This is a genomic window from Nocardioides sp. Kera G14, from assembly GCF_020715565.1.
Lineage (GTDB): Bacteria > Actinomycetota > Actinomycetes > Propionibacteriales > Nocardioidaceae > Nocardioides.
This window is the reverse complement of the sequence record NZ_CP085839.1, coordinates 1056420-1079655: the sequence shown is the minus strand read 5'-3', so window position 1 is coordinate 1079655 and position 23236 is coordinate 1056420. Positions and strand designations below refer to the sequence as shown.

The 23236-nt window shown below is 69.4% G+C and carries 24 protein-coding genes; 4 read left to right on the top strand and 20 right to left on the bottom strand.

Annotated features, from left to right (window positions below; translation table 11 throughout):
• Positions 1-16 precede the first annotated feature (16 nt).
• Positions 17-2014, bottom strand: coding sequence for a protein meaA (locus LH076_RS05415; RefSeq protein ID WP_227782975.1), 1998 nt, complete (start codon positions 2012-2014; stop codon positions 17-19).
• A 40-nt stretch (positions 2015-2054) separates the two neighbouring features.
• Positions 2055-3368, bottom strand: coding sequence for an FUSC family protein (locus tag LH076_RS05410; protein WP_227782974.1), 1314 nt, complete (start codon positions 3366-3368; stop codon positions 2055-2057).
• A 112-nt stretch (positions 3369-3480) separates the two neighbouring features.
• Between LH076_RS05410 and LH076_RS05405 the strand changes: the two genes are divergently transcribed.
• From LH076_RS05405 to LH076_RS05390, 4 genes are all read left to right on the top strand, one after another.
• Entirely contained in the window at positions 3481-4011 is a 531-nt protein-coding gene (locus LH076_RS05405; protein WP_227782973.1) for a PadR family transcriptional regulator, read from the top strand.
• The gene (locus LH076_RS05400) at positions 4008-4700 is read left to right on the top strand and encodes an ABC transporter ATP-binding protein (RefSeq protein ID WP_227782972.1); all 693 of its coding nucleotides are present in this window, start codon (positions 4008-4010) and stop codon (positions 4698-4700) included. The genes LH076_RS05405 and LH076_RS05400 overlap by 4 nt, the downstream gene beginning before the upstream one ends.
• A complete protein-coding gene (locus LH076_RS05395) occupies positions 4697-7183 on the top strand; it encodes an ABC transporter permease (protein ID WP_227782971.1) in 2487 nt (828 codons plus the stop codon). Before LH076_RS05400 ends, LH076_RS05395 begins: the two co-directional genes overlap by 4 nt.
• Before the next feature lie 267 nt (positions 7184-7450).
• Positions 7451-8023 (top strand): cob(I)yrinic acid a,c-diamide adenosyltransferase, encoded by a 573-nt coding sequence (locus tag LH076_RS05390; RefSeq protein ID WP_227782970.1) that lies wholly within the window; start codon positions 7451-7453, stop codon positions 8021-8023.
• 185 nt (positions 8024-8208) lie between these two features.
• Here the strand turns inward: LH076_RS05390 and LH076_RS05385 are convergent, their stop codons facing one another.
• The 18 genes from LH076_RS05385 to LH076_RS05300 form a co-directional block, all read right to left on the bottom strand.
• Positions 8209-9378 (bottom strand): MFS transporter, encoded by a 1170-nt coding sequence (locus LH076_RS05385; RefSeq protein ID WP_227782969.1) that lies wholly within the window; start codon positions 9376-9378, stop codon positions 8209-8211.
• On the bottom strand, positions 9375-9824 hold the full coding sequence (locus LH076_RS05380) for a DUF2550 domain-containing protein (protein WP_227782968.1): 450 nt from the start codon (positions 9822-9824) through the stop codon (positions 9375-9377). Before LH076_RS05380 ends, LH076_RS05385 begins: the two co-directional genes overlap by 4 nt.
• A 19-nt stretch (positions 9825-9843) precedes the next feature.
• Complete coding sequence (locus LH076_RS05375; RefSeq protein WP_227782967.1) at positions 9844-10104, bottom strand: F0F1 ATP synthase subunit epsilon; 261 nt, start codon at positions 10102-10104, stop codon at positions 9844-9846.
• Positions 10105-10106: 2 nt separating this feature from the next.
• Positions 10107-11561: a F0F1 ATP synthase subunit beta gene (gene atpD, locus LH076_RS05370; RefSeq protein ID WP_227782966.1), complete on the bottom strand. Its 1455-nt coding sequence runs from the start codon at positions 11559-11561 to the stop codon at positions 10107-10109.
• A gap of 24 nt (positions 11562-11585) precedes the next feature.
• A complete protein-coding gene (locus LH076_RS05365; protein WP_227782965.1) occupies positions 11586-12515 on the bottom strand; it encodes a F0F1 ATP synthase subunit gamma in 930 nt (309 codons plus the stop codon).
• 3 nt (positions 12516-12518) lie between these two features.
• Complete coding sequence (gene atpA / locus LH076_RS05360) at positions 12519-14159, bottom strand: F0F1 ATP synthase subunit alpha (RefSeq protein ID WP_227782964.1); 1641 nt, start codon at positions 14157-14159, stop codon at positions 12519-12521.
• A gap of 65 nt (positions 14160-14224) precedes the next feature.
• Positions 14225-15031: a F0F1 ATP synthase subunit delta gene (locus tag LH076_RS05355; RefSeq protein WP_227782963.1), complete on the bottom strand. Its 807-nt coding sequence runs from the start codon at positions 15029-15031 to the stop codon at positions 14225-14227.
• Positions 15031-15576, bottom strand: a complete 546-nt coding sequence (locus LH076_RS05350) for a F0F1 ATP synthase subunit B (protein ID WP_227782962.1) — start codon at positions 15574-15576, stop codon at positions 15031-15033. Before LH076_RS05350 ends, LH076_RS05355 begins: the two co-directional genes overlap by 1 nt.
• A gap of 25 nt (positions 15577-15601) precedes the next feature.
• Positions 15602-15811, bottom strand: coding sequence for an ATP synthase F0 subunit C (locus tag LH076_RS05345; protein WP_227782961.1), 210 nt, complete (start codon positions 15809-15811; stop codon positions 15602-15604).
• 28 nt (positions 15812-15839) lie between these two features.
• Positions 15840-16628 carry a F0F1 ATP synthase subunit A gene (gene atpB, locus LH076_RS05340; protein WP_227782960.1) on the bottom strand — a complete coding sequence of 263 codons (789 nt, stop codon included), beginning with the start codon at positions 16626-16628 and terminating at the stop codon, positions 15840-15842.
• Positions 16629-16686: 58 nt separating this feature from the next.
• Positions 16687-17103 (bottom strand): hypothetical protein, encoded by a 417-nt coding sequence (locus LH076_RS05335; RefSeq protein ID WP_227782959.1) that lies wholly within the window; start codon positions 17101-17103, stop codon positions 16687-16689.
• A gap of 88 nt (positions 17104-17191) precedes the next feature.
• The gene (locus LH076_RS05330; RefSeq protein WP_227782958.1) at positions 17192-18328 is read right to left on the bottom strand and encodes a glycosyltransferase family 4 protein; all 1137 of its coding nucleotides are present in this window, start codon (positions 18326-18328) and stop codon (positions 17192-17194) included.
• Entirely contained in the window at positions 18325-19011 is a 687-nt protein-coding gene (locus tag LH076_RS05325) for an L-threonylcarbamoyladenylate synthase (protein WP_227782957.1), read from the bottom strand. The genes LH076_RS05330 and LH076_RS05325 overlap by 4 nt, the downstream gene beginning before the upstream one ends.
• Complete coding sequence (gene prmC, locus LH076_RS05320; protein ID WP_227782956.1) at positions 19008-19880, bottom strand: peptide chain release factor N(5)-glutamine methyltransferase; 873 nt, start codon at positions 19878-19880, stop codon at positions 19008-19010. Before prmC ends, LH076_RS05325 begins: the two co-directional genes overlap by 4 nt.
• Positions 19877-20950 (bottom strand): peptide chain release factor 1, encoded by a 1074-nt coding sequence (prfA, locus tag LH076_RS05315; RefSeq protein WP_227783580.1) that lies wholly within the window; start codon positions 20948-20950, stop codon positions 19877-19879. Before prfA ends, prmC begins: the two co-directional genes overlap by 4 nt.
• Positions 20951-20959: 9 nt before the next feature.
• The gene (gene rpmE / locus LH076_RS05310) at positions 20960-21166 is read right to left on the bottom strand and encodes a 50S ribosomal protein L31 (protein WP_227782955.1); all 207 of its coding nucleotides are present in this window, start codon (positions 21164-21166) and stop codon (positions 20960-20962) included.
• A 120-nt stretch (positions 21167-21286) separates the two neighbouring features.
• On the bottom strand, positions 21287-22687 hold the full coding sequence (locus tag LH076_RS05305; RefSeq protein ID WP_415753141.1) for a GntP family permease: 1401 nt from the start codon (positions 22685-22687) through the stop codon (positions 21287-21289).
• A complete protein-coding gene (locus tag LH076_RS05300) occupies positions 22684-23196 on the bottom strand; it encodes a gluconokinase (protein WP_227782954.1) in 513 nt (170 codons plus the stop codon). Before LH076_RS05300 ends, LH076_RS05305 begins: the two co-directional genes overlap by 4 nt.
• Between the last annotated feature and the right edge of the window lie 40 nt (positions 23197-23236).

Sequence of the window (23236 nt, the reverse complement as noted above, 5' to 3'; positions counted from 1 at the left end):
CACAGCCTTACCTGCCTCAGGCGAGGTTGTTCGCCTGTCGGATCACGTCGACGAAGCCGTCCATGATCTCGGTGAGGCCGAAGTCCTTGGGCGTGTAGACCGCCGCGACGCCGAGCTCCTTGAGCTTGGCCGCGTCGGACTCGGGGATGATCCCGCCGACGATGACGGGGATGTCGTCGATGCCGGCGGCCTTCATCTGATCCAGGACGTCCGGCACCAGCTCCATGTGGGAGCCGGACAGGATCGAGAGGCCGACCAGGTGGACGTCCTCCGCGACGGCAGCGGAGACGATCTGCTCCGGAGTCAGTCGAATCCCTTGGTAGATCACCTCGAAACCGGCATCGCGCGCCCGTACGGCGACCTGCTCCGCCCCGTTCGAGTGGCCGTCGAGTCCGGGCTTGCCGACGAGCACCCGCAGGCGACCGCCCAGCTCCTCGCCGGTCGCCCTGACCCGCTCCCGAACCTTCGTCAGGTCCTCGCCCGCCTCGGCGACGCCGACCGCGCCGGAGACACCGGTCGGAGCGCGGAACTCCCCGAAGACCTCACGCAGGGTGCCGGCCCACTCCCCCGTCGTGGCGCCCGCACGGGCAGCAGCGAGGGTGAAGGGCATGAGGTTCTCGTCCGTCTTGGCGGCCGCGGCCAGCGCCGCGAGGGCCTCGTCGACCTCGGCCTGGTTGCGCTGGTCCTTCCAGGCGTTGAGCGAGTCGATCGCAGCCTGCTCGGCGCGCGGGTCGGCCGTCATGATGGCCTCGTCGAGGTTGGCGGTCAGTGGCGACGGCTCGGTCGTCGTGAACTTGTTGATGCCGACGACGATCTCCTCACCCGACTCGATCCGGGCGCGGCGCTGGGCGTGGGAGGAGACGAGCTCGGACTTCATGTAGCCCGAGTCGACAGCGGCGATCGCGCCACCCATAGCCTGGACGCGGTCGATCTCGGCCTTCGCGCCCTCGATCAGCTCCTGCACCTTCGCCTCGACGACGGTCGAACCGTCGAAGATGTCGCCGTACTCCAGCAGGTCCGACTCGAAGGCGAGCACCTGCTGTAGGCGCAGCGACCACTGCTGGTCCCACGGTCGCGGGAGACCGAGGGCCTCGTTCCACGCGGGCAGTTGGACCGCCCGGGCGCGGGCCTTCTTGGAGAGCGTGACGGCGAGCATCTCGAGCACGATCCGCTGGACGTTGTTCTCCGGCTGCGGCTCGGTCAGGCCGAGGCTGTTCACCTGGACGCCGTAGCGGAAGCGGCGCATCTTCTCGTCCTGGACGCCGTAGCGCTCACGGGTGATCTCGTCCCAGAGCTCGACGAAGGCGCGCATCTTGCACATCTCCTCGACGAAGCGGACACCGGCGTTGACGAAGAAGGAGATCCGGCCGACGGTCTTCTCGAAGTCCGCGTCGGACACCTGGCCCGACGCCTTGACGGCGTCCAGGACGGCGATCGCGGTGCACATCGCGTAGGCGATCTCCTGAACCGGCGTCGCGCCGGCCTCCTGCAGGTGGTAGCTGCAGATGTTGATCGGGTTCCACTTCGGGATGTGGTTGACCGTGTAGGCGATCATGTCGCTGATCAGGCGCAGCGAGTGCTCCGGCGGGAAGACGTAGGTCCCGCGGGAGAGGTACTCCTTGATGATGTCGTTCTGGGTCGTGCCTGCAAGCTTCCCGGCGACCTCTTCGGGGTCGAGGTCGGGGTTCTGCTCCTCCGCAACGACCTGGTACATCGCCAGCAGCCACATGGCGGTGGCGTTGATCGTCATCGAGGTGTTCATCTCGGTGAGCGGGATCTGGTCGAAGAGCTTCCGCATCTCGCCGAGGTGCTGCACCGGCACGCCGACCTTGCCGACCTCGCCCTTCGACAGCGGGCTGTCGGGGTCGTAGCCCGTCTGGGTGGGCAGGTCGAAGGCGACCGAGAGACCGGTCTGACCCTTCGCGAGGTTGGTGCGATACAACGCGTTGGACGCCTCAGCCGTCGAGTGGCCGGCGTACGTACGCATCACCCAGGGACGATCCTTCTCAGCCATAGGGGCCACCTTAACGCGGCTTGTTACCGACCGGTAACCCCTAGGGGTTGTGACGTTCCAGCCGCCGCTGGGAGGCGGCCAGGAGGCGTGCGTGTACGGCGTGGAGCGCGGCGATCTGCTCGACGGGATGCTCCATCCCGTCGGGCAACGGCCGCCCCCGATGGACCCACCTGTGGTGCGAGCGCCAGGTGGGCTCGACGAGGCCGACCTCGGTCAGGGCACGCTCGAAAGTGCGACGAGCCTCGGTGACGTCAGCGTCGGTCGCCTGCGGGTCGTGCAACGTGTCGCGCCAGGCCGCTGCGGCGAGCCGCGCGTCCCCGTGTCGGCGACGCCAGACATCACGGGTGCGGATCGGCAGCACGAACCACGCGGCGGCCACCGCGACCGCGGAGCCGAGCACGATCTCCACGATGCGCTCGCCGAGCAGATCGATGCCGCCCTGGCCGTAATAGCCGTGCAGGAGGGCGGTCATCGCGGTGACGCCGGCGGCCCAGATCGGATAACCGCGCTCGCGGAAGGCCAGCGAGAAGGCCAGCACCACGAAGAGCAGTCCGATCGCCCAGCGCTCCCCCGGCCCGACCACCTCGGTGATCCCTGTCGCGACCACCGTCCCGACGAGAGCCCCGCCGAGACGCTGGACACCCTTGAGCAGGACATCGCCCCGCCCGCGGTTGCCCGCGCCGACGACGTACGCCGACAGGACGGCCCAGACCCAGTGCTCGGGGAACCACCACCGGCCGAGAACGACCGCGACACCGACGGCGACGCCCATCTGGATCGCGAGCTTGGTCGACGGGCGCAACCCCGTCGCCGGACGCGGCGCCGGGCCCGTCACGGGAACGGCGGGCGGAAGCGGCGCGAAGCCCACACGGTCGGCGACCCACTGGACCAGCGTCACCCAAGCGAGCGCGACGGCGGCGATCGCTGCCGGCCAGAGCGTGTGGGCATGGCCGGACATGGGCATGACCGGCGCGACGAGGACGGTGATGAACGGCAGGCTGATGAAGGAGCCGAGCGTGCGGGCGACCGAGCCGAACCGTCGCATCCAGATGGTCAACGCGAGCGCGGCGGTCAGGGCGACACCGGCCCACCACGGATGGTCGAGGAACAGGTGACCGACCTCGGTCGCCACGACAGCGACCACGGCGATCGTGGCCAGCCGGATCGCCCGTCCTCGCGGCGTCGTGCGGGTGCGCGCGTTGACCCGCGCCGAGGTCGCCGCGACCACCGTGCCGAGGATGATCACGTCGCTGCGCAGCCCGGCGGCGTTCGCGATGGCCCACGCCGACAGCCACGAGGCCAGCACGGCGGCCATGGTCACCGTCGCGGTGCGCCAGTCGAAGAGAGTTCTCATCGCTTCCCAGTCTGCCGGGCCACGGGGAGGGCGCCGACGATCGCGGCCGGACCGACGCGCCCGGAGACTAACCTTGGTTGCACCGTACATACTCAGTATGCATACTGAGTATGTGAGCGTGCGTAACGGGCTGCTGGCCCTCCTCTCGGAGCAGCCGATGTACGGCGCCCAGCTCCGCACCGAGTTCGAGTCGCGAACCGGGGACACGTGGCCGCTCAACATCGGGCAGGTCTACTCGACCCTGCAACGCCTCGAGCGCGACGGCCTGGTCAGGCACGGCGTGGACGGCGCGGGTGACCCCAAGACGATCCCCTACTCCCTGACCGACGCGGGACAGGCCGAGGTTGCCCAATGGTGGGACACCGCGCTGCCGACCACGCCCGACCCCCGCGACGAGCTGACCATCAAGCTCGCCCTCGCCGTCACGGTGCCGGGGGTCGACGTCCGGGATCTCGTGCAGCGGCAGCGCGCGGCGGCCATGGCGCACCTGCAGGAGCTGACCCGCGCCAAGCGTGCCGGGAACGACTCGACGCTGGCTGCTGAGCTCGTGCTTGAGCGGCGAATCTTCGACGCCGAGGCGCTGGTGCGCTGGCTCGACCACATCGAGGGCCGACTGGCCATGAACAAGGAGTCTGCCCGATGACCGTGATCCTCTCCCTCCAGCACGTCTCGCGCTCCTATCGGGACGGCGACTCCACCGTGGTGGCCCTCGACGACATCTCGCTCGACGTCGCCGCGGGCGAGCTGGTCGCGATCATGGGCCCCTCGGGCGCCGGCAAGTCGACGCTCCTCCAGATCGCGGGCGGCCTGGAGCCCTTCGACGCCGGCGACGTCCGGATCGAGGGCCGTTCGCTGCGAGGTGCCACGGCGACCGAGCTGGCGCGCACCCGACGGACGTCGGTCGGCTACGTCTTCCAGGAGCTCAACCTCATCCCCACGCTCACCGCGCTGGAGAACGTCACCCTCCCCCTGGAGCTCGACGGGGTCGCCTCCCGTGAGGCGGACAGGATCGGACGCGACGCCCTCGCCGATGTGGGACTCCCCGACTCCGAGCGCCGCTTCCCCGACCAGCTCTCCGGCGGCCAGCGGCAGCGCGTCGCCATCGCCCGCGCGCTCGCCGGTCCGCGGCGGCTGCTGCTGGCCGACGAGCCGACCGGCGCCCTCGACTCGCGGACCGGCGAAGAGGTGCTCAAGGTACTGCGCGAGCGGATCGACGCCGGCGCCGCCGGCGTCCTCGTCACGCACGACTCGCGCCACGCCGCCTGGGCCGACCGGATCGTCTTCCTGCGCGACGGCCGGATCGTCGACAGCACCGAGGGAAGCCGGGTATGAGTCCCGCACTGCGGCTCGGCCGCCGCGAGATCCTCGTCCACCCCTGGCGCTCCCTCCTGGTCCTCCTGCTCATCGGGCTGCCGATCCTGGTCAGTGTCAGCGCCGCGACGCTGTTGGAGACCTCGTCGGTCGACGCGCGAGAGGCGCTGCCGGCCCAGATGGGCATGGCCGCGGTCGAGGCACGGTGGGTCGATGCACCGGACCAGCCCGCGTCCAGCGTGGGCGAAGCCGCGGCGAAGCTCCGGGGAGCCACCGACCAGCCGGTCGTCGAGGTCACCCGCAGCCGCGGATGGTTGGCCTATGACGCCACCGGCCGCGGCGTCAGCATTCTCGGCACCGACTGGAGCTCACCCTTGGCGGCCGGCCTCTCCGACCTGACCGACGGACGCACGCCGACGCGGCGGGGCGAGGTCGGTGTCACCCCGGACCTCGCGCGCCGCGGCCTGGGGATCGGCGCACACGCCACGCTCGGTGACGAGCGGGTCACCGTCGTCGGCATCGTCCATCTCCTGCAGGCGGGCGGGGACGTCACCAGCGACGGCGTGATCCTCCCGCCCAACGCCACAGCGCAGGGGGCGGACACCTCGACGTTCCTCGTGGGCCGCGCCGGGAGGCCGTTCGACCGGTCCGCGTTGGAGAAGGCCGGATTCGAGGTCACCACCCGGGCCCAGGTGCTGAGCGCGGAGTCGTCCAGCATGAGCAGCGAGGACACCCAGCTGATCGCGCTCCTCGTGGTCTGCCTGCTCATCGAGATCACACTGCTGGCCGGGCCCGCCTTCGCCGTCGGCGTACGCCGTCAGCGACGCACCCTCGCCCTCGTCGCCGTCGCCGGCGGCTCCCCACGAGACATCCGCCGGGCCATCCTCTCCCAGGCCGTGATCCTGGGCCTGGGTGCCTCCGTCCTGGGCGCGCTGCTCTCCGTCCCGTTCATGTGGCTGAGCCTGCGCGTCTACGAGGTGGGGTGGGGCACATGGCTCGGCCCGTTCGACATCGGCTGGGTCGCCGTCGTGCCCGCGATCCTCCTCGGAACGCTGTCGGCGGTGATGGCCGTCGCCCTTCCCGCGTGGCACGCCTCGAAGGCAGACGTCGTCACCGCGCTGGCGGGACGCCAGCCGACGCCGAGGGTGTGGCTCGGCTGGCCGCTGGCCGGCCTCCTCGTCCTGGCCCTCGGAACGGTCGGGAGTCTCTGGAACCTCGGGCACGCCGGAGGGGACTTCACGAATGCGTGGTGGGCGATCGTCTCCGTGTGCGGTGCCGTACTCATGACCCCGTGGCTCATCGCGACCATCGCGAAGCTCGCACCGCGCCTGCCGCTCCCCCTCCGGCTCGCGCTCCGGGACGCCGACCGCCACCGGACCCGCAGCGCCCCGGCGATCGCGGCCGTCATGGCCTCGGTGTCGGCTGTGGTCGCGCTCGGCCTCGGCTCCAGCAGCGACGCCAAGCAGACCGACAGGGACTGGCAGTACGCCTACCCGCTGGGGACGGTGACGCTCTCGGCGGAGGCCGACGCGATGCCAGCTATCGTCTCGGCGGTCAAGGAGCGCACGGGGATCACCCTCACGCCTCTCGACACGCTGGCGAACTGGCAGGTCGAACCGCCCGAGGTGGCACCCGACGACTGGTCGTCGTGGTCGGCCCCCACGAGCGTCGCCATCGCCGACTCCGCGACGCTGGCCGGATGGGGGATCACCCTCGACGATGCCGCGCGCACGGCACTGGATTCGGGCAAGGGCCTGGTGGACTCCAGCGCCCACGAGAGCGGTGCTGTCGCTGTCCGGGACTGGTCCACGACCACGGGCGACACCGAGCCCACGCCGGTCGAGGTGCCGGCCGTCGCCACGGACCTCCGACTCCGCGGCCGGCTGCCCGAGGGCGCGGTGCAGCCGACTCTCGCGGGCCTCGTCGTCTCCCCCGCCACGGCCGCCAAGCTTCGCCTGGTGGACACCGACGACGTTGAGCCGTGGATCACGGCCATCGCCGACCGTTCCGCCGACGCGCTCGGGTCTCGGGGGGAGGACGCCGTGCGCGGAGCGGTGGCGACCGTCGACCAGGGCGAATGGAACCTCTCCGTCACGACGCGGCACCGGTCGACGTACTGGCTGGTGCTGCTGCTCCTGACGGTCCTGGGGGCGTTCACCGTTCTCCTGGGCACCTTCTCCGCGACGGGCCTCGCCCTGGACGACGCACGACTGGACATGGCGACGCTCAGCGCGGTCGGTGCGCGGCCACGGACCCGTCGCATCGCGGCGGGCGCCCATGCGGCCGTGATCGCCTTCGTCGGCGCGGTGCTCGGGATCGCGGTCGGCTTCACCCCCGGCATGGCGGCGGCCTACCTGCTCACGTCCGTGGGGTCCGACGGCTGGATCCTCGTCGTGCCTTGGCCACTGCTGGGCGTGCTGCTGGTCGGTCTCCCGCTGCTCGCCGGCGCCACGACGGCCGCCGTCCACCGCACCCGCGTCCAGGCTCCCGGGCGGGCGGCATGAGCAGCGAGGCATGGAACGACCGGCAGCGGGTAAGCAATGGTCCATGGCGCACGATGTCGTTCCCTCCGGTGGTGCTTCCCCTCATCGCCGGGGCGGCCACAGCCCTCGTCCGAAGCACTCGGTTCCAGACCCTGAGGAGGGCCGCATGACACTCGTCGCTCCCACGCCACGCATCCAGCGGCGGCGCCAGCTCCGTGAGCTGATCGTCGTACGACGCCTCCAGCTCGGACGCCTCGTGACCCAGCCGAGTGGCCTAGTCTCTGAGCCATGGTCAACCTCACGCGGATCTACACCCGCACCGGAGATGCCGGCTCCACGCGACTCGGAGACATGAGCGAGACGACCAAGACCGATCTGAGACTTGCCGCGTACGCCGATGTGGACGAGACCAACGCCCACATCGGCGTCGTGCTTGCCGGGGCAGAGCTCGATCCGGCCCTCGCCACGATCCTGACCCGCATCCAGAACGACCTCTTCGACGTCGGCGCTGACTTCGCCACCCCCGTCGTCGAGAACCCTGAGTACCCGCAGCTCCGCGTCGAGCAGTCGTACGTCGACCAGCTGGAGTCCTGGTGCGACGAGTTCAACGACCAGCTGCCGAACCTGCGCAGCTTCATCCTCAACGGCGGCACCCTGGCCTCCGCCCACCTACATGTCGCGCGCACCACCGCCCGGCGTGCCGAGCGCTCCGCGTGGGCCGCGTGGGAGAAGCACTCGGACACGATGAACCTGCTCGCGATCACGTACCTCAACCGCCTCAGCGACCTGCTCTTCATCCTCGCGCGGTTCGAGAACCGGGAGAACGGGGATGTGCTCTGGGTGCCTGGAGGGGAGCGCTGAGAGCGAGCGCAGCGAGCGGGTCAGCGTGAGCCGACCAACAACTCAGAGGGGAGCGCTGAGAGCGAGCGCAGCGAGCGGGTCAGCGTGAGCCGACCAACAACTCAGAGGGGAGCGCTGAGAGCGAGCGCAGCGAGCGGGTCAGCGTGAGCCGACCAACAACTCAGAGGGGAGCGCTGAGCGCTGAGCTAGGAGCGCTCGCGGGCGGCGAAGACTGTCAGGGCCGCCGGCACCATCAGCGCCGCGACCACGAGGAGTGAGCGCAGCGTGCCGGTGTGGTCCCCGATCCAGCCGAGCAGCGGCGGGCCGATCAGGAAAGCGCCGTAGCCGATCGTCGAGACGACGCTGACCCGCTTGGCGGCACCGATCGGATCGTCGGCGGCGGCACTCATCCCGACCGGGAAGCCGAGTGAGGCGCCGAGCCCCCAGATCACGATGCCGACGAACGCGAGGGCGAGGTGGCCGGCGAAGACCGTGATGAGAATCCCGACGGCCGCGAGGCCCGAGCAGCCCCAGAGCACCGGCGCCCGGCCGAAACGGTCGAGGGTCGTCGTACCGAGGAAACGGCTGACCGTCATCGAGACCACGAAGACGGAGAAGGCGGTGACGCCGACCCAGTGCTCCTGGTGATAGCCGTCGATCACGCCGAGGCTGAGCCAGTCGTTGGCCGAGCCCTCGGCCAGCGCGAAGGCCAGCACCATCACGCCGATGAAGAGCGTGCGCGGCTCGGTCCACGGCGACCTGCGCGCACCAGAGGAGTCGACGCTGTCGTGGCTGTGCGCGTCCACCGGGAGGAAGTAGCCGGTGGCGAGGAAGGCGGCCACGAGGGCCGGCAGGCCCACGACGCAGAGGTGCAGCAGCACGGGCACGCCGAGCGCTGCCATGGGAATGCCCACCGCGCTGCCCGCGAGCGACCCGACGCTCCAGACCGCGTGGAAGCGCGGCATGATCGTGCGTCCGAGCCGGCGCTCGACCTCGGCGCCCTCGACGTTCATCGCGACATCCCAGATGCTGACGCCGAGACCCATCACGAAGAGCCCGAGCGCCGCCACGAGCTCGCGACCCGCCACCGTGGCGCCGAAGCCGGCGATCACGAGCCCGCCGACGACGGAGACCGCACCCGCCCGGACGATGCCGGGGGCACTGAACCGCTCGATCATCCGACCGGCCAGCGGCATCGAGACCAGGCAGCCGGTCGACGTGGCGAGCAGCAGCAGGCCGAGCTCGCCGTTGCTCAGGTGCAGCGTCTGACGGATGTCCGGCAGCCGGGAGACGAGCGAGGCGAAGGTGATGCCCGCGAGTGCGAAGGCGGCGAAGACGGCGTTGCGGCTCTGCGGGAGGGTAGGGCTGGAGGTCAACGCGACCAATCCGTGCCCGGGTTGCGCGACTCGATCCAGGCCTGGAAGCCGATCAGGGAGTCCGGCGCCATCGCCAGCTCGACCTGGCCGTCACCCGCGCCCAGGTAGTCGCATACGACGATGACGTGGCCCGGATAGAGCGCGATCTCCTCGTCCCCGTCAGGCTGGCGACTGGAGTTGTAGGCCAGCGAGAGCCGCGACCAGCGCCGCTTCGGCGCCGGCGCGAGGGAGAAGACCCGGAACCACTCCAGCGTCTCGCCGGAGTAGCGGCCGATGCCGAGAAGCCAACCGCGCCCGGGCGACGAGGCCCGGACGCGGTAGGCAAGCTCGAAGGTGCCACCGTCGCGCGCGATGATGCGACGGCGGACCATCAGGCAGAGGAAGTAGGCGACAACGAGGAGGAGCAGGACACCGACGGCGTCAAGCAGCCACTCCCAGAGCGCCATCCCTCCCCTGCCCGGACCCTCAGAGCGTGACGTGCTCGGCGAGGATGGAGACGTGGTCCTGGGCGACGGAGATGAATCCCCCGTCGACCTCGGCGCTCACGACCGCACCCTCGGTCGGGTGGATCTCCACCGCCGACGGAGCCAGCAGCGAGAGCAGCGGCGCGTGACCCGGCAGGACACCGAGGTCGCCGTCCACCGTGCGGGCGGAGACCGTCGAGGCCTCGCCGCTCCAGACCACGCGGTCTGCAGCGACGAGATCGACGGTGATGGTTCCCGCCATGATCAGAGGTTCTTCTGGATGTCGGCCCAGTTGGCCTCGACGTCGTCGAGACCGCCACACATGAAGAACGCCTGCTCGGCGACGTGGTCGTACTCGCCGTCGCAGATCTTGTTGAACGCCTCGATGGTGTCGACCAGCGGAACGGTCGAGCCCTCGATGCCGGTGAACTGCTTGGCGACGTACGTGTTCTGCGAGAGGAAGCGCTGGATGCGACGGGCGCGGTGCACGATCGTCTTGTCCTCTTCGGAGAGCTCGTCCACACCGAGGATCGCGATGATGTCCTGGAGCTCCTTGTTGCGCTGCAGGATCTGCTTCACCCGGATGGCCGCGTCGTAGTGCGCCTGACCGACGTACTGCGGGTCGAGGATGCGCGACGTCGACGTCAGCGGGTCGACGGCCGGGTAGATACCGAGCGAGGCGATCTCACGCGAGAGCTCGGTGGTGGCGTCGAGGTGGGCGAACGTCGCCGCCGGAGCCGGGTCGGTGTAGTCGTCGGCCGGCACGTAGATCGCCTGCATCGAGGTGATCGAGTGACCCCGCGTCGAGGTGATGCGCTCCTGGAGCGCGCCCATCTCGTCGGCGAGGTTGGGCTGGTAACCCACCGCGGACGGCATCCGGCCGAGCAGCGTGGAGACCTCGGAACCGGCCTGCGTGAAGCGGAAGATGTTGTCGATGAAGAGGAGCACGTCCTGCTTCTGCACGTCGCGGAAGTACTCCGCCATGGTGAGAGCAGACAGCGCCACGCGAAGTCGCGTGCCCGGCGGCTCGTCCATCTGGCCGAAGACGAGGGCGACCTTGTCGAAGACGCCGGCCTCCTGCATCTCGACGATGAGGTCGTTGCCCTCACGGGTGCGCTCACCGACACCGGCGAACGTCGAGACGCCCGCGTGGTTCTTCGCGACTCGCGCGATCATCTCCTGGATGAGGACGGTCTTGCCGACACCGGCACCACCGAAGAGGCCGATCTTTCCGCCGGTGACGTACGGCGCCAGCAGGTCGATGACCTTGATGCCGGTCTCGAACATCTGGGTCTTCGGCTCGAGCTGGTCGAAGGCCGGGGCCTTGCGGTGGATGCCCCAGCGCTCGTTGACCTCGACGGTCTCACCGGGCTCGAGGTTGAGCATGTCGCCGGTGGCGTTGAAGACCTTGCCGAGGGTGACGTCGCCGACCGGGACGGTGATCATGTCGCCGGTGTCGGTCACCGCCTGGCCGCGCACGAGGCCATCAGTGGGTTTGAGTGAAATGGCGCGGATGACGCCGTCACCGATGTGCTGGGCGACCTCGAAGGGGAGCACCGAGGTCTCGTCACCGATGGTCACGGTGGCCTCGAGCTTGTTGTTGATCTCCGGCATCGCGTCGACGGGGAACTCCACGTCGACGACCGGACCGATGACGCGGACGATGCGGCCGGTGGCCGCAGCACCCGTGGTGGCCTGCTCTTCAGCGGTTGCAGTCATGTTCTCAATATCCTTGCGTAGGTATCAGTCGTTCGCGGCGTTGGCGTCGGCGAGGGCGTTGACGCCACCGACGATCTCGCTGATTTCCTGGGTGATGCCGGCCTGACGAGCCTGGTTGGCGATCCGGGTGTACTTCTTGATGAGCTCGTTGGCGTTGTCCGTCGCGGACTTCATCGCCTTCTGGCGCGCGGCCAGCTCCGAGGCGGCAGCCTGGAGCAGCGCGAACCAGATCCGGCTCTGGACGTACTGCGGCAGCAGCCCGTCCAGGACGGCCTCGGCGTTGGGCTCGAACTCGTAGAGCGGCAGCACCTCGCCCTCGGCCGGGGGCTCGATGCCCTCCACGACCTCGAGCGGGAGCAGACGCAGTGCGGTCGGCTTCTGGGTCAGCATGGAGACGAACCGCGTGTAGACGAGGTGGACCTCGTCGACGCCCGGAAAGACATCCTCGCCGCCCTCGGCCGCACCGGCCAGGAAGGCGCCGATGAGCGTCTCGCCGATCTCCTTGGCGACCTCGAAGGTCGGCTGGTCGGAGTGACCCGTCCAGCTCCGGACGACCTTGCGGTTGCGGAACCGGTAGTAGGCCTCGGCCTTACGACCCGACACGTAGAGGTCGACCTGCTTGCCCTCGCCACGGAGGCGCTCGATGAGGCTCTCGGCCTCCTTGAGCACGTTCGAGGAGTAGGCGCCGGCCAGGCCACGGTCACTCGTGATCACGAGGACCGCAGCGCGGTCGGCATTCTCGGGCTCGGTGGTCAGCGCGTGGTCGACGTTGGAGTACGTCGCCACGGCGGACACCGCGCGGGTCAGCTCACGGGCGTAGGGAGCGGCCGCGCTGGCCCGCTGCTGCGCCTTGATGATGCGGGACGCAGCAATGAGCTCCATGGCGCGCGTGATCTTCTTCATCGACTCCGTCGATCTGATCCGCGCGCGGTACTCACGCAGCGATACGGCCATGGGTCAGGCCTTCTTCTGCTTGACGATCTGCTCCTGCTCGACCTCGTCGTCCTCGAGAGCCTCCGCCTTCTCCGAGCCGGGCTTGATGGCCTGGCCGTCGCTGGTCTGGAACTGCGGGAGGAAGGCGTCGTACGCGGCAACGAGCTCGGACGCGGTCGAGTCCTCGAACTTCAGCGTCTCGGCGATGCCGGCGAGGACGCCGGACCTGCCCGACTTGAGGTACTCGAGGAACTCCCGCTCGAACTTGAGGACGTCCGCGACCGGGATCGCGTCGAGGCGACCCGAGGTGCCGAGCCACAGCGAGACAGTCATGTCCTCGACCGAGTACGGCGAGTAGGCAGGCTGCTTCATCAGGGCCATGAGGCGCTGACCACGGGCGAGCTGCTGCTTGGACGCGGCGTCGAGGTCGGACGCGAACATCGCGAAGGCCTCCATGGCGCGGTACTGCGCGAGGTCGACCTTCAGCGAGCCGGTGACACCCTTCAGCGCCTTGGTCATCGCGGCACCGCCGACGCGGGAGACGGAGATGCCGACGTCGATCGCCGGGCGCTGGTTGGCCGCGAACAGGTCGGACTGCAGGAAGATCTGGCCGTCCGTGATCGAGATGACGTTGGTCGGGATGAACGCCGAGACGTCGTTGGCCTTCGTCTCGATGATCGGCAGACCCGTCATGGAACCGGCGCCGAGCTCGTCGGAGAGCTTCGCGCAGCGCTCCAGCAGACGCGAGTGCAGGTAGAAGACGTCACCCGGGTAGGCCTCACGGCCCGGCGGACGACGGAGCAGCAGGGACACCGAGCGGTAGGCCTCGGCCTGCTTCGTGAGGTCATCGAAGACGATGAGGACGTGCTTGCCCTCGTACATCCAGTGCTGACCGATGGCCGAGCCGGTGTAGGGGGCGAGGTACTTGAAGCCGGCGGAGTCGGAAGCCGGAGCGGCGACGATCGTCGTGTACTCCAGGGCGCCGGACTCCTCGAGGGCGCCACGCACGGAGGCGATGGTCGAGCCCTTCTGGCCGATGGCGACGTAGATGCAGCGGACCTGCTTCTTCGGGTCGCCGGACTCCCAGTTGGCCTTCTGGTTGATGATCGTGTCGATCGCGACCGTGGTCTTGCCGGTGGCGCGGTCGCCGATGATCAGCTGGCGCTGGCCACGGCCGATCGGGGTCATCGCGTCGATGGCCTTGATGCCGGTGGCGAGGGGCTCGTGGACCGACTTGCGGGCCATGACACCGGGCGCCTGGAGCTCGAGGGCGCGACGGCCGGTGGTGGCGATGTCGCCGAGCCCGTCGATCGCGTTGCCGAGCGGGTCGACGACACGGCCGAGGTAGCCGTCACCGACGGGGACGGAGAGGACCTCACCGGTACGGCGGACCGTCTGGCCCTCCTCGATCTTGTCGAAGTCACCGAGGACGACGACACCGATCTCGCGGGTGTCGAGGTTCAGCGCCAGGCCGAGCGTGCCGTCCTCGAACTCGAGGAGCTCGTTGGCCATGGCCGAGGGCAGGCCGGAGACGCGGGCGATGCCGTCAGCGGTCTGGGCGACCGTGCCGACCTCTTCGGTCGCCGCGGCCTCAGGCTGGTAGTCGGCGACGTACTTCGCCAGCGCGTCCCGGATCTCGTCGGGACGGATGGACAGCTCCGTCATGTCGATGCCTTCTCTCTCGTTACTTTGAGTCTTAGGGGTCAGCCCGCTGTGCACAATGGCCGGCGTCAGCCGGCCAGCGCGCGCTGGGCGTCGTCGAGCTTGCTCGCGATCGAGCCGTCGATGACATCGTCACCGATCTCGACCTTGATGCCGCCGATGACCGTGGGGTCGACCAGCGTGTTGAGGTGGATCTCGCGGCCGTACTGCTTGGCCAGTGCCGCGGCGAGGCGGGTCTCCTGCTCCGGGCTGAGCGGAGCAGCCACACGGACGGTGGCGACTCCCTCGTTGCGGACGGAGGTCGCGACCTTCTGATACTCCTCGAGCGCGGCCGTGACCGTCCGGTAGGTTCCCGCGAGCGCCTGCTTCACCAGGGTGACGGTCGCCGGAAGGGCCGTCGCACCGAGCAGCGAGTCGATGAGCGACTCCTTGTCAGCGGTGCTGCGGGCCGGGTCGGCGAGCGCGTCGCGAAGCTCAGGCGTCGTCTGGATCGCCTGCTCGACGCTGAACAGTTCGTCGACCAGTCGGTCGGCGTCGTCGGCCGAACGGACGACGGCGATCTCGCTGAGGTGCTCGAGCGCGTCGACCAGGTCGTGCCCCTGCGTCCAGCGGCGGGAGACCGCGGAGAGCAGGAGGGTGAGCGCGTCGTCGGCGATCTTTCCGCCGAACACGTCCTTCACCACGGCGTGCTTGGACTCCGCGGCGACCGAGGCGTCGGCGGCGAACCGGCGCAGCGCCGGCTCGGTGCGCAATGTCTGCGACACGTTGAAGAGTCCTGTGGCGACCGAGGCGGCCGTCTCACCCGAACCCGCCGCAGCGGCGAGCTCGTCGGTGAGGGCGGCGAGCGCTTCGGCCGAGGCTCCACGCACGTCCATCAGGCCTCGCTCGACTCGAGCTCGGCGAGGAAGCGCTCGACGATCCGGCTCTGGCGAGCCTCGTCGTCCAGGCTCTCGCCGACGATCTTGCCGGCCAGGCCGGTCGCGAGGGTGCCGACCTCGGCACGCAGGGACGTGACTGCCTGAAGGCGCTCGGCCTCGATCTGCGTCTTGCCGTGCTCGACGATCCGAGTCGCCTCGGCCTGGGCCTGCTCCCGCATCTCAGCGACGATCTCGGCGCCCTGGGCGCGAGCCTCCTCGCGGATCCGGGCCGCCTCCTGGCGGGCGTCAGCAAGCTGCGCCTCCAGCTCGGCGAGCTTGGCGTCGGCCGCGGCCTGCTTGGTCTCGGCGGCGGCGAGGCCGCCCTCGATCGCCTCGGTGCGCTCGGCGTACGCCTTCTCGAAGTTCGGGATGACCAGAACCTTGAGCAGGTACACGACGATCGCGAGGACGATCAGGCCGAGGATGATCTCTGCGAGGTGCGGAACCAGCGGATTCGGCTCATCCGCCGTCTCCGCAGCCGCAAGGACAAGCGTCGTCAACATGGGAATCTCTCAGACTGCCCGAAGATCAGGGCTTGAGAACGAACGCGAGAGCAAGCGAGATGATGAAGAACTGCTCGGCGAGCACGAAGCCGAAGATGGCGATGCTCTGCAGACGGCCCTGGGCCTCCGGCTGACGAGCGACGCCGGCGACGTACGCGGCGAAGATGAGGCCGACGCCGATGGCGGGGCCGATCGCAGCGAGGCCGAGGCCGATCATGTTCAGGGTGCCACCCATGAGGGTTTCCTTTCGGTTGGAGACGAGCTCAGTGCTCGTCAGCGATTGCGCTGCCGATGTACATCGCCGACAGCAGAGTGATGACGTAGGCCTGCAGGAACATGACCAGCATGTCCAGGAAGCTGACCCCGATGCCGATGACATAGGAGAGGACACCGGCGGTCACGCCGAGGGCCTTGGGGTCGTGGTGCAGGATCAGGAACTCGCCGCCGATGGAGAACAGCGAGAGCAGCAGGTGACCGGCGAACATCGTCGCGAAGAGACGCAGGGCGAGCGTGAACGGCCGGACGATGATGTTGGAGAAGAACTCCAGCGGGATCAGCATGATCAGGATCGGGCCGCTGATGCCCGCGGGCACCGTCTGGTGCTTCAGGTAGCCGAAGAACCCGTGCTTGATGATGCCGGCGATGTTGTACGTCGCCCAGATGACGAGCGCGATGGCGGCGGTGTAGCCGATGTGCGACATCGTCGGGAACTGGATGAACGGGATGACACCGAAGAAGTTGTTGATCAGGACGACCGTGAAGATGCCGAACAGCAGCGGCACGTACTTCATGTAGTCGTGGCCACCGATGGTGTCGCGAGCGATCGTGTTGCGCACGAAGCCGTAGACGTACTCGCCGGCGAACTGCAGGCGGCCCGGGACGATCGCGGCCTTGCGCGACATGGCCCAGAAGAGGCCGACGGCGATGATGGCGGAGAGCACCACGAGCAGCATCGGCTTCGTGACGTCCCCGAAGACCGCCGGAAGGTCGAAGTCCGACGGGCCGGGAGCGGTGAAGTCCTCGGCGGGGATCATCGTGGCGAGCAGGCTCACGCGTTCTCCTGGTTCAGGTCGTGGGATCGGGGCGAAAGATAGCAGGACGTGACGTCCATCAGGCACCGGCCCCGGAGAGGTCGAAGAGCGGGATCCGCTCCTTGCGGACGAAGTACCCGAAGGCGCTCGTCCATACGAGGGTGACCGCGATGACGGCGACCGCACACCAGTTCAGCTGGGCGCCGTCGGTGACCGCCGAGACGATCGCGAGAGTGCCGAGAAGCAGGCCACCCTGCGCAGTGAAGACGCAGAGCGCGGCGAGCAGGGAGGCCGCGGGCGAGGCACTGGCCACGCGTACGACGAGCCAGGTGCCGGCGCCCAGGACGACCAACGTCGCCAGGCCGCCGACCGCCGCGCCGATCGCTCCGGCGCTGCCGGAGACGAGTGCGCCGATGACGATCGCCAGGACCACGGGGGCCGCGGACCACGAGAGCGCGCCGCGCAGCACATAGGTGCGGCGGGTTTCGGTCGTCATGAGGGCGGCCGTTTCTTCTCGCGGATCAGGGGCTCGACACACCCTACTCGGCGTGCTTGTGAAAGTTAGCACAAGCACTTCGGGTCACCTAACTTGAACGATCCAGAGCGACCCGGGCGTGGACCTTGGGAAGGACGAACGTCAACGCCAGGGTTCCGAGGAGGGACACGGCCAGGATCACCCACACCACCGCGCCGGTGTAGAGGCTCGCGAAGACCGAGCCGAAGGCGATCAGGGCCGCCCACAGCCACATGATCAGGACGGCCCGTCGCTGACTGTGGCCAATCTCGAGCAGGCGGTGGTGCAGGTGCTGCTTGTCCGGAGCGAAGGGCGAGCGGCCGGCCCGGGTGCGGCGTACGACGGCGAGGACGAGGTCGGCCAGCGGCACGATCAGGATCAGCAGCGGCAGGGCGATCGGCAGGAACGTCGGGAGCAGACTCGACTGGGCTCCACCGGCGCCCTGGCTGAGCTGGCCCGAGGTGAACGTGCCCGAGAGGCTGACGGCGCTTGCGGAGAGCACCAGACCGATCAGCATCGAGCCCGAGTCGCCCATGAAGAGTCGCGCGGGGTTCCAGTTGTGCACCAGGAAGCCGGCACACGCTCCGGCGAGCGCGACGGCCAGGAGCGCTGGAGTGGTGGCCCGATCGACCTCGTTGACCCGGCTGAGCGTGTAGGAGAAGGCGAAGAACGCCAGGGCGCCGATGCCCACGACTCCGGCGGCGAGGCCGTCGAGGCCGTCGATGAAGTTCACCGCGTTGACGGTCGCGATCACCACGAGTGCGGTCACCAGGGCGCCTTGGGCTGGGTCGAGAACGAACACGTGCTCGTTTCCTGTGGAGACCCAGTAGTACTGGATGTGGAAGCCGATCAGGACCGCGGTCGCGATCACCTGCCCGCCCAGCTTGGTGAGGGCGTCGAGCTCGACGATGTCGTCGAGGACGCCGACCAGGCAGATCACTCCCCCGGCGATGAGCACGGCGCCGGCATCGCGGGTGATGAAGGGCGAGCCGCCGCTGATGAACGGCACCTCCCGCGCGACGAGATAGGCGGCGACGAGACCGCCGAACATCGCCACACCGCCCATGTACGGGATCGGCTCGTCGTGCACGTCGCGGTCGCGCACCTTCGCCACCGCCCCCGTGCGCAGGGCGATCTCGCGCGAGACCACGGTGAGGAGGTAGGTCACCGAGCCCGCGACGAGGAAGAGGAGGAGGAACGCCCTCACTGGATGGGCGCCTCGGGGGCCACGATGGCCTCGCCGTGCTCGGCCAGCACGCGATTGAGGTCGTCGACGGAGAGCGCACCGAGGCGGAGCAGCCGGGGCGTCGCGGAGGTGGCGTCGACGATCGTCGACGGCGAGTCGGAGTCACCGGGCGTGGCGCCGTCGTCGAGGATCACGGCGACCTTCTCCCCCAGCATCTCCTCGGCCGCGTCGGCGTCGGTCGCCGCGGGCTGACCGGTGAGGTTCGCCGAGCTGACGGCCAGGGGGCCGGTCCGCTCGAGCAGGGCGAGCGCGACCGGGTGGTCGGGGACGCGGATGGCGACGGTGCTGTGGGTCTCGCCGAGGTCCCACTGCAGCGAGGACTGCTCCCGGCAGACCAGCGTCAGCGGTCCGGGCCAGAAGACGTCGGCCAGGGCTCGCGCCCATGCCGGCACGGCGGTGGCGAGCGCGTCGAGGGTCGCCACCTCGCTGACCAGGACGGGAGGCGGCATCTGGCGGCCACGGCCCTTGGCGTCGAGGAGCGCCTGGACGGCCTTCGGGTTGAAGGCGTCGGCGCCGATGCCGTAGACGGTGTCGGTCGGCAGGACGACGAGCTCGCCGCGGACGAGGGCGTCGGCGGCGATCGAGATCGCGCCGGCGCGGGCCTGCTCGAAGGTCGTGGGGAGTCGCTGCGCCATGGCGCTCATCGTGCCAGTCTCGCGGTCACGAAGCGCGGACGGCCCGCCAGGTCGTCGTGATCGCGGATTTCCGTCCAGCGACCGGTGGCCGCGAAGACCGCCGCGGCTCCCCCGTTGCTCGCGCCGGGCCCCTGCTCGTCGGCATGCTCGGCGCCGACGACGCCGCCGGGCCTGAGCAGCAACGCCGCGCGGTCGGCGAGGCGCCGCATCGCGTCGAGGCCGTCGTCACCGGAGAAGAGCGCGAGATGGGGATCATGATCCCGGGCTTCCTGCGCCACGCTCTCCCACGCCTCGAGGGGGATGTACGGCGGGTTGCAGACGACCACGTCCACCTGGCCGAGGAGGTCGTCGAAGGCGTCGAACGCATCTCCCTGTCGGAGGTCCACACCGGTGCCCTCGAGGTTGCGCTCGGCCCAGCGGTGGGCCTCTTCGCTCAGTTCGACGGCGTGGACCTCGGCTTCGGGAACCTCGTCCTTGATGGCCTTGGCGATGGCGCCGGAGCCGGTGCAGAGGTCGAGGACGACCGGTGGTCTCGAGGCTCGCTCCGCTCGCACCGCGACCAGCGCATCGATCGCCCAGCCGGCGAGGAGCTCGGTCTCGGGGCGGGGCACGAAGACGCCGGGGCCGACACCTAAGTCGACGTACCGGAAATGGGCGACGCCGGTGAGGTGCTGCAGGGGCTCCCTCCGAGCCCGCCGCTCGACGAGGGAGGCGAAGTCGGCGGCCGCCTCCGGCGAAACGGTGTCAACCAGCAGAAGGTTGCCACGCGGGACGTCGAGGACGTGCGCGAGCAGCAGGTCGGCGTCCACGGCGGGTGAGGCGACGCCGCCGGCCTCGAGTTCAGCGATCGCCGCCGCGAGGAGCTCGCGGCGCTTCACGACTCGAGGGCGGCGAGCCGGGCCGCGAGGTCGGCCTCGACGGCCGACTCGAGCACCGGGCCGAGCTCACCGTCGAGGACGGTGTCGAGGTTGTAGGCCTTGTAGCCGGTCCGGTGGTCGGAGATGCGGTTCTCCGGGAAGTTGTAGGTGCGGATCCGCTCGGAGCGGTCGACGGTGCGGATCTGCGACTTGCGTGCGTCGGAAGCGGCTGCCGCAGCCTCCTCCTCGGCGGCCGCGAGGAGGCGTGAGCGCAGGATGCGGAGCGCGGACTCCTTGTTCTGCAGCTGTGACTTCTCGTTCTGGCAGCTCACCACGATCCCGGTGGGAAGGTGCGTGATGCGCACGGCCGAGTCGGTCGTGTTGACGCTCTGTCCGCCGGGGCCCGAGGACCGGAAGACGTCGATGCGCAGGTCGTTCTCGTTGACCTCGACGTCGACCTGCTCGGCCTCGGGCATGACGAGCACGCCGGCGGCCGAGGTGTGGATCCGGCCCTGGCTCTCGGTGACGGGCACCCGCTGGACGCGGTGGACTCCGCCTTCGAACTTCAGCAGCGCGTACGGCGCCCGGCCGGGCTCCGGCGTCCCCTTGGCCTTCACCGCGAGGGTCACCGACTTGTAGCCACCGAGGTCGGACTCGGCGGCGTCGATGATCTCGGTCTTCCAGCCGAGGCGCTCCGCGAAGCGGGAGTACATCCGGAGCAGGTCGCCCGCGAAGAGCGCCGACTCCTCGCCGCCCTCGCCGGACTTCACCTCGAGGATCGCGTCCTTGTCGTCGGACGGGTCGCGTGGGATGAGCAGGCGCTGGAGGCGCTCGGCCGCAACTTCGCGCTGGGTGCGCAGAGCAGCAGCCTCGTCGGCGAAGGACGGGTCCTCGGCGACGAGCATCTCGGCCGCCTCGATGTCGTCGGCCAACCCCAGCCACTCGCGGTAGGTGGCGATGATCGCCGACAGTTGCGCGTAGCGGGTGTTGAGCTGCTTGGAGAGTCGGGCGTCGGAATGAACTTCGGGGAGACCGAGCTTCTGCTCGATCTCCCCGTGTTCAGCGATCAGCCCTTCGACTGCGTCGAACAGGGCCTTAGCTCACTTCTTGCCGTAGCGAGCCTCGAACTTCGCGACGCGACCGCCGGTGTCGAGGATCTTCTGCTTGCCGGTGTAGAACGGGTGGCACTCGCTGCACACGTCGGCGCGGATGGCGCCCGAGGTGATGGTGCTGCGGGTGGTGAAGGACGCGCCACAGGTGCAGGTGACCTGCGTGTCGACGTACTCGGGGTGGATGTCAGTCTTCACAAGGATTCCTTTTGGTGAGTGGCTCCGGGTCCCGCCGCGGCTGCGTCGGGTGAACCGGGTCCGGAATGTGACAAGTCTAGGAACAGCCGGGCGGCGCTCCTAATTCCCGCCTCGGCAGCGTCAGACGACGATGCTGAGCAGGAGGGTGAAGACCAGGCCCGAGACCGACAGCACGGTCTCCATCAGCGACCAGCTCTTGAGCGTCTGCGGGACGGTGAGGCCGAAGAACTCCTTCACCAGCCAGAAGCCGGCGTCGTTGACGTGGCTGAAGAAGACCGAACCGGAGCCGACGGCGAGGACGACGAGCGAGACCTCGGCGCTGGACTGGCCGGCCATGAGGCTGGCCATCAGGCCGCTCGCGGTGATCGTGGCGATCGTGGCCGAGCCCGTCGCGAGGCGGATCAGCACGGCGAGCACCCACGCCATGAGGATGACGGAGATGTTCCGCTCGGTCGCCCAGTCGGCCAGCACCGTACCGATGCCGGTGTCGATGAGGACCTGCTTGAAGCCACCACCGGCGGACACGATCAGGATGATGCCGGCGATGGGAGGGAGCGAGCTCTCCAGCGACGCCTTGACCTGGTCGCGGGTGAAGCGGGCGCCGCCACCGAGCGTGAAGATGCCGACGACGACCGCGAGGAGCAGGGCGATCGGCGGGTTGCCGAGGATGTCCCAGACCTTCTGCAGGCCGTTGTCCGGGTCGTCGATGAGGATGTCCACGAGCGCCTTGCCGACCATGAGGGCGACAGGCAGCAGCACGCTGCACAGCGTCACGACGAAGTTGGGGCGCCTACCCGTCGAGCGGTCATCGGCGTCGAAGGTCGTCGGGGCCTCGACCTGCACCCAGGTGCCGGCGAGCCGCCCGAAGAGCGGGCCGGCGATGATCACGGTCGGGATCGCCACGAGGACGCCGAGGCCGAGGGTCGTGCCGAGATCGGCACCGAGGTTGTCGATCGCGAGCAGCGGGCCCGGGTGCGGCGGGACGAGGCCGTGCATCGCCGAAAGGCCCGCGAGGGCGGGGATGCCGACCACGACGAGCGACAGCCGTGCGCGCCGGGCCACGAGGTAGATCACGGGCATCAGGAGGACGACACCGATCTCGAAGAACATCGGCAGGCCGATGATCGCACCGATCAGGGCCATCGCCCACGGCAGCATCCGGGGCGAGGCGTGCCCGACGATCGTGTCGACGATCTGGTCGGCACCGCCGGAGTCGGCGAGGAGCTTGGCGAACATCGCACCGAGCGCGATCAGGAGGCCGACACTTGCGGCGGTCGAGCCGAACGTCGTGGTGAACGAGGTGAGGACGTCGTTGACGTTCTCCCACGCGACCAGGCCGACGGTGAAGGACCCGAGGATCAGCGCGAGGAAGGGGTGCAGCTTCAGCACCATGATGAGGACGACGATGACCGCGATGCCTGCGAGGGCGGCCAGCATGAGCTGCCAGCCGGGGGCCACGGGGTCGACCAGATCGGTCCCGGCGGCCGCCAGGCCTGTCGGGACGAGGGCGGACAGGGTCATGACTTCTCCTCGTTGAGATCGACCGAGCGGTCGACGTACTCCTGGACGATGGCGTCGACCGACTGGTCGACGTCGATGACGAGACCGCGCTCCTCCGGGGCGAGCGGCTCGAGGGTGGCGAACTGCGAGCTCAGCAGCGAGGCAGGCATGAAGTGCCCGGGTCGGCTGGCCTGGCGGGCGGCGATGATCTCGCGGGTGCCGTGGAGGTGCAGGAAGACGACGTGCCCGGCGTGGTGCCGGAGCTGGTCGCGGTACTTCCGCTTGAGCGCCGAGCAGCTGATCACGCCGCCGCGCTCCTGATGGGCCGCGAGCCATGTCCCGATCGCCTCGAGCCATGGATGGCGGTCGTGGTCGTCGAGCGGCACGCCGGCCGCCATCTTGTCGATGTTGGCCTGCGGGTGGAGGTCGTCGGCATCGGCGAACGGGACGCGGAGCCGCTGGGCGAGCGCCGCCCCGACTGAGGACTTGCCCGAGCCCGAGACGCCCATCACGACGACCAGAGGACTCACTGACGAGCCCGACTGCCGAGATGTGTTCACCGTCACAGTG